Raw genomic sequence first — 6,263 nt, 5'->3', positions numbered from 1 at the left:
TTTTTAGTTAGCAATAAAATGCCAGTCAATACTGGCATTTTTTATGTTTATTTCGTTAGCACTACCATATCATCACGATGAACAGCGGCAGCGCCATATTCATAGCCCAATATCTGTTCGATTTCTTGCGATTTTTTACCTTGAATCTGTAATAGAGCATCGCTATTGTAACGAGGCATACCGAGCGCAATATCTTTACCTGATTGTGTGCGGATTTTTACCACTTCTCCGCGAGAAAAACGCCCTTCCACTTTGCTAATTCCAGCAGGCAATAAGGATTTATGCTGAATAAGCACCGCACTTTCTGCGCCTTCATCAATGGTTAATATACCAGCAGATGGCGCGGCAAATAACCATTGTTTACGACTTTCCAGATGATCTTTGGCGATAGTAAATTTGGTGCCAATGGTTTTTCCATAAGCTAAATCAACAATCACATTTTGTTGATTGCCAGGAGCAATGATGGTTTCAATGCCGGAACGAGTCGCCACATCGGCTGCGGCAATTTTAGTGGACATACCGCCGGTGCCTAAATTTGTGCCACTACCACCTGCAATGCTACGAATATGATCGGTAATTTGTTCCACCACAGGAATTAATTTTGCTTCAGGATTTTTGCGAGGATCACTGTCAAATAAGCCTTGCTGATCGGTCAATAAATAGAGCTGATCTGCTTGGACGAGAATGGCGGCTAAGGCGGATAAATTGTCATTATCACCTACTTTAATTTCTGCAGTCGCCACAGCATCATTTTCATTAATAACAGGAATAATGCGGTTGTCGAGTAAGGCTTGTAAAGTGTCGCGTGCGTTTAAAAAGCGTTCACGATCTTCAATATCAGCACGCGTTAATAAAATTTGCCCAATATGAATATCATAAATGGCGAAAAGCTGTTCCCAAGTTTGAATTAACTGACTTTGTCCTACTGCAGCCAGTAATTGCTTTGAGGCAATAGTGGGTGGTAATTGCGGATGATTTAAATAATCACGACCCGCAGCAATAGCACCAGAGGTAACAATGACAATACGAAAGCCTGCTTGGTGAAGTTGTGATAATTGGCGCACAATTTCAATCATGTGGGGGCGATTAAGTTTTGGTGAACCTTGCGTAAGGGTGCTAGTCCCAAATTTAACAACAATAGTTTTATCCATTATTTTATTGTTTTGCATAGAAAATCTCAGTTAATGTTAAATGAGAATTAAATTAGCATTAAAACGTGAAAAAATCATTAAATTTGTACCGCACTTTTTGTTGATTTAAGACAAATTATGAGCAGCTTAATGGGTATATAATCATCAACCTGATTAAAATTTGTATAAGCAGGACATGAATGATGATGGAACCCGATGAAAACCAGCGCGAAATGACAAGGCTGTGTATGCTGGTGGCGCAGCTTTTGCTGCAACATGGCGTCGAAAGTAGTGTAGTGGTGCAAAGTGCGGTGCGTTTAGGCAAAGCTTTGGGCGCGGAAAATGTACAATGCGGTTTGACTTCAAGTGCAATTATGATCACGACGATTCAAAATGGGCATTGCATAACGACAATTCGCCAAAATGCTGATAAAGGCATTAATATGCAAGTGGTGACCGAAGTGCAGCGTATTGTCGTTGCTGCTGAACATCGCATTTATGATATGCAATTGGTGCGAGAGAAGTTAGAAAAAATTAAAGCACTGAAATACAATCGCTGGTTAGTGGTGTTTATGATTGGATTATCTTGTGCTTGTTTCGCTCATTTGGCAGGCGGCGATCATGTGATTTTTATGCTGACATTTCTGGCTTCTAGCGTGGCAATGTGGGTGCGACAAGAATTGGGGAAACGGCATTTTAATCCGATGATTGTGTTTTGTGTAACGGCATTTGTGGCTTCTTTGATCTCAGGCTTAGCTTTGACCTTTAATTTAGGCAATCATCCGCAAATTGCACAAGCTTCTAGCGTTTTGTTATTGGTACCGGGATTTCCACTCGTCAATGCCTTAGCAGACTGCTTAAAAGGCTATATCAGCATGGGCATTGCGCGCTGGACATTAGCCACTTCACTGACATTTGCTGCTTGTTTAGGCATTGTTCTCGCCTTGAATGTCTTACACTTGGGGCATTGGGGAGGTTGATATGGAATTATTAGGTTTATTATTGGATGACATGATTTTTGCAGCGATTCCAGCGGTGGGATTTGCCCTAATCTTCAATGTACCGCCAAAAGCGTTGATTTATTGCGCAATTTTGGCTGCATTGGGTCATGGTTTGCGCACGCTATTGTTGCATTACCATTATTCCCTTGTACTTTCTACATTATTGGCTTCTTCTTTAATTGGATTTATTGGAGTGCATATTTCACAACGATTTTTAGCACATCCCAAAGTTTTTACGGTTGCGGCAATTATTCCTATGATTCCGGGAATTTATGCTTACAAAGCCATGCTTGCCATTGTTGAAATTCATAATGAAGGTTATTCGGCGGCGCTTGCGGAACAAATGGTCAGCAACTTTTTACAAACAACCTTTATTTTAGGCGCTTTGGTGCTGGGTTTAGCTTTGCCACGTTTGTTGTTCTATCGTAATCAGCCAGTGGTGTAGTGCCATAAAAACAGTATTAATTTTGACCGCACTTTTCTTAAAAAATGGAAAAGTGCGGTTATTTTATTAACCATTTCCAAAGGAAATAACAAATGCACCCCGACAATGGAGGTAGAACCGCTAATATCAATACGCCATAGGTTGTGCCGCCTCCTAATGTTTCGCCTAGTTGGGTGAGGTAGCCAATAAATTGGTCATTAGGCAAGGTAAAGCTAAAGTAGGCGATGAGCGCAAGTACGATTGCACAGGTAATCCCTGCTACACGCATAGCTGAAATCTCGTTTTTCATATTAATTGTCCATAATTGAATTTAAATCTGTCATTGCCCAACGCGGTTTCACCTCAATAGCTAAATCCGATTGTTCGCCATGTTTAAGGCGTAAAAAACCAGTATAAGCGATCATGGCACCGTTGTCGGTGCAAAATTGCGGCGCAGGATAAAATACCTCGCCTTTTAGCTCTTGCATGAGCTCAGCTAAACTTTGGCGTAATTGCTGGTTAGCACTCACACCGCCAGCAATTACCAGTCGATTGTAGCCTGTTTCTTTTAATGCTCGTTTACATTTAATTGCGAGGGTTTCCACTACCGCAGTTTGGAAGGCTAAAGCAATATCCGCTTTAGTTTGTTCTGTTAATTCGCCTTCTTGTTGGATCGCTCGGTTGATTGTATTGGCGGCAAAGGTTTTTAATCCTGAGAAACTAAAATCTAATCCTGGGCGATCTGTCATGGGTTTAGGAAAAGTAAAACGTCCTTTTTGTCCTTGTTGTGCCAAGCGTGCTAGTGCTGCACCGCCTGGATAATCTAAGCCCAATAATTTCGCTGTTTTATCAAATGCCTCGCCAGCCGCGTCATCAATGCTTTCGCCCAATAATTGGTAGTTGCCCACATTTTTTACTTGCACTAATTGCGTGTGTCCACCAGAAACTAGTAAGGCAACGAAAGGAAACTGCGGTCTATTTTCAGCAAGTTCTAACATTGGTGCGAGTAAATGCCCTTCCATATGGTGAACACCAATGGCAGGAATATGCCAAGCATAAGCTAATGAGCGAGCGATCGTCGCACCTACTAATAATGCTCCTACCAAGCCGGGACCAGATGTATAGGCTATCCCGTCAATGTCTTCAGGTTTAAGTTGAGCTTCTTGTAATGCTTGTAGAATGAGCGGAAGTGTTTTGCGAATATGATCACGTGACGCTAATTCAGGTACGACACCGCCATAATCGGCATGCAATGCAATTTGTGTATAAAGCTGATTTGCGATTAAGCCTTGTTTCTCATCATAAATTGCCACACCAGTTTCATCACAGGAGGTTTCAATCCCTAAAATCTTCATTTTATTCTCTTTTATCTGACTATTTCTAAAAAATTGAGCCAGATTTTACCGCACTTTGCGCATTTTGCACAGAAAAGATCAAAATGAGGCTTTACTTTTGGGGCGAAGTTAGATTAAAATTGCGACCCTTATTGAGTAAGTTACTCAGTAATTTTGCAAAATTAACTTAAACTTATTTATTCAATTTTATTAGAGGTGATGGCTTATGCCAGTAATTAAAGTTCGTGAAAACGAATCATTTGACGTAGCATTACGTCGTTTCAAACGCTCTTGTGAAAAAGCAGGTATCTTAGCTGAAGTGCGTGCGCGTGAATTCTATGAAAAACCAACAACTATTCGCAAACGTGAAAATGCAACTCGTGCAAAACGTCACGCTAAACGCGTTGCTCGTGAAAATGCGCGTAATACACGCTTATATTAATTAGAGCTTATTCTGATTAAAACTCGAGTTAAACAAACCGTGAAACCTTTTGGAATCACGGTTTTGTTCATTCTGTTCTGATCTTCGTATAAGGACGCATTATGTCAGGTATGATTCCTCGTTCATTTATTAACGATATTATTGCGAAAGCGGATATTGTTGATGTGGTGAGTTCTCGTATCAAATTGAAAAAAGCAGGTACTCATAATTACCAAGCGTGCTGTCCTTTTCATCATGAAAAAACACCTTCATTTTCCGTAAGTAAAAACAAACAATTTTATCATTGCTTCGGTTGCGGTGCCCATGGCAACGCAATAGGTTTCTTAATGGAATACGATAAATTGGAATTTGTTGAAGCGGTGGAAGAATTAGCTTCCATGCTCGGTTTAGATGTACCAAGAGAAGAAAGTCGCAAAGATGGTAAACCCGCTATTAGTTATCAAACTAAGCGTGATTTATACCAATTAATGCAGGAAATCACCGCACTTTATCAAGCGCAATTACCTAAATATCCAGAGGCACAAGCTTATTTACAACAACGTGGTTTATCATCAGAAATTATTCAGCGTTTTGCTATTGGTTTTGTCCCTGATCGTTTTGATTTAGTTTTACGACAATTTGGACAAAATCAAGAAGAACAAACGCGTTTATTTGCCCTTGGTATGCTAAAACGTAGCGAGCGTGGCAAAGCCTACGATACTTTTCGTCACCGTATTATGTTTCCTATTCGTGATAAACGAGGCCGTGTCATTGCCTTTGGGGGACGAGTTATTGGTGAAGGTACACCAAAATATTTGAATTCATCAGAAACCGTGACTTATCATAAAGGAAATGAGCTTTACGGTTTATTTGAAGTCTTACAATGTAATGATGAACCAGAAAAGTTATTGGTAGTTGAAGGATATATGGATGTGGTGGCTTTGGCGCAATTTGGTGTTGATTATGCGGTTGCTGCTTTGGGAACGGCTACAACACCTGAACAAATTAACCAAATGTTTCGAGTGACAGAACAAGTTGTGTGTTGTTATGATGGCGATAATGCGGGTAGAGCAGCGGCTTGGCGTGCATTAGAAAATGCTTTGCCTTATTTAGAAGATGGGCGACAGTTGAAATTTGTCTTTTTGCCTGATGGGGAAGATCCAGATACTTATATTCGTCAATATGGTAAGCAACAATTTGAAGAATATTTAGAGAATGCGCAATCTTTAAGTGATTTTTTATTTGAACATCTATTATTAGATGTCAAATTGGATAGTAAAGAAGGGAAAACGAAGCTAGCTGCTCTAGCAATTCCTTTAATTTCCCGTATTCCAGGCGAAATGTTACGCATTTATTTACGCAATATTTTGGCAAATAAATTAGGCTTGATCGATCCAAATATGATTGATTCATTATTGCCAAAAGCGCAAGAAACAAAAAGTGCGATTAAAAAAATGCCAGAAGTTAAACGCACACCAATGCGAATTCTGATTGCATTATTATTACAAAAACCCGCATTAGCCAATTTAGAATATGACGTGTCGATTTTCAGTAGTTTAAATGAGCCTGGCTTGGAATTATTTGATAATTTGACCGCACTTTGTCGTGAAAATTTAGGGATAAGCTTAGGGCAGATATTAGAATATTTTCGAGATTCTGAATATTACCAGCCTCTTGAAATTCTTGCGACTTGGGATCATTTAATCAGTGAACAAAATATTGATGAAACCTTTTCTGAAACACTCGCATTTTTGTTTGCCAAAATTGTCAATACCAGAGTGGAGCAATTAATTGCAAAACAGCGAGAACAAGGTTTAGATGAAACAGAAAAATTAGAGCTTGTTCAATTATTAAAGAATCTTCCAAATAAATAATTAGTGAAACTATCACAACAATGATAAAATCCACAAAATTTTATTTTCTATTTTAACGAATTTAATACAAGTAAAGGCG

General features: G+C 39.5%; 7 protein-coding genes. 4 read left to right on the top strand and 3 right to left on the bottom strand.

Annotated elements, in window-relative coordinates; genetic code table 11:
- Positions 1–47 precede the first annotated feature (47 nt).
- Complete coding sequence (proB, locus tag ACT2CV_RS07945) at positions 48–1,169, bottom strand: glutamate 5-kinase (RefSeq protein WP_464972990.1); 1,122 nt, start codon at positions 1,167–1,169, stop codon at positions 48–50.
- A 161-nt stretch (positions 1,170–1,330) separates the two neighbouring features.
- Between proB and ACT2CV_RS07940 the strand changes: the two genes are divergently transcribed.
- Together ACT2CV_RS07940 and ACT2CV_RS07935 are read left to right on the top strand one after the other, a co-directional pair.
- A complete protein-coding gene (locus tag ACT2CV_RS07940; RefSeq protein WP_464972989.1) occupies positions 1,331–2,110 on the top strand; it encodes a threonine/serine exporter family protein in 780 nt (259 codons plus the stop codon).
- A gap of 1 nt (position 2,111) precedes the next feature.
- Positions 2,112–2,576 (top strand): threonine/serine exporter family protein, encoded by a 465-nt coding sequence (locus ACT2CV_RS07935; RefSeq protein WP_464972988.1) that lies wholly within the window; start codon positions 2,112–2,114, stop codon positions 2,574–2,576.
- A gap of 58 nt (positions 2,577–2,634) precedes the next feature.
- Here the strand turns inward: ACT2CV_RS07935 and ACT2CV_RS07930 are convergent, their stop codons facing one another.
- Both ACT2CV_RS07930 and tsaD read right to left on the bottom strand, forming a co-directional pair.
- Complete coding sequence (locus ACT2CV_RS07930; protein ID WP_464972987.1) at positions 2,635–2,865, bottom strand: hypothetical protein; 231 nt, start codon at positions 2,863–2,865, stop codon at positions 2,635–2,637.
- Position 2,866: 1 nt separating this feature from the next.
- Positions 2,867–3,910, bottom strand: a complete 1,044-nt coding sequence (gene tsaD, locus ACT2CV_RS07925; protein WP_464972986.1) for a tRNA (adenosine(37)-N6)-threonylcarbamoyltransferase complex transferase subunit TsaD — start codon at positions 3,908–3,910, stop codon at positions 2,867–2,869.
- 205 nt (positions 3,911–4,115) lie between these two features.
- Between tsaD and rpsU the strand changes: the two genes are divergently transcribed.
- Entirely contained in the window at positions 4,116–4,331 is a 216-nt protein-coding gene (gene rpsU / locus ACT2CV_RS07920; protein WP_005701713.1) for a 30S ribosomal protein S21, read from the top strand.
- 101 nt (positions 4,332–4,432) lie between these two features.
- Positions 4,433–6,184, top strand: coding sequence for a DNA primase (gene dnaG / locus ACT2CV_RS07915; RefSeq protein WP_464972985.1), 1,752 nt, complete (start codon positions 4,433–4,435; stop codon positions 6,182–6,184).
- The last annotated feature ends 79 nt before the right edge of the window (positions 6,185–6,263 follow it).

Origin of the sequence: Reella acinonychis, assembly GCF_052384575.1 — a bacterium.
In the GTDB taxonomy this organism is placed as follows: domain Bacteria; phylum Pseudomonadota; class Gammaproteobacteria; order Enterobacterales; family Pasteurellaceae; genus JBQSUQ01.
The sequence above is the reverse complement of the archived record's forward strand: the minus strand, read 5'-3'. Positions and strand labels throughout refer to the sequence as shown.

What these genes read in the sequence shown, in the direction of transcription:
- proB (WP_464972990.1), bottom strand. Translation starts at nt 1,169, where the DNA reads ATGCAAAACAATAAAATAATGGATAAAACTATTGTTGTTAAATTTGGG.
- ACT2CV_RS07940 (WP_464972989.1), top strand. Translation starts at nt 1,331, where the DNA reads ATGATGATGGAACCCGATGAAAACCAGCGCGAAATGACAAGGCTGTGT.
- ACT2CV_RS07935 (WP_464972988.1), top strand. Translation starts at nt 2,112, where the DNA reads ATGGAATTATTAGGTTTATTATTGGATGACATGATTTTTGCAGCGATT.
- ACT2CV_RS07930 (WP_464972987.1), bottom strand. Translation starts at nt 2,865, where the DNA reads ATGAAAAACGAGATTTCAGCTATGCGTGTAGCAGGGATTACCTGTGCA.
- tsaD (WP_464972986.1), bottom strand. Translation starts at nt 3,910, where the DNA reads ATGAAGATTTTAGGGATTGAAACCTCCTGTGATGAAACTGGTGTGGCA.
- rpsU (WP_005701713.1), top strand. Translation starts at nt 4,116, where the DNA reads ATGCCAGTAATTAAAGTTCGTGAAAACGAATCATTTGACGTAGCATTA.
- dnaG (WP_464972985.1), top strand. Translation starts at nt 4,433, where the DNA reads ATGTCAGGTATGATTCCTCGTTCATTTATTAACGATATTATTGCGAAA.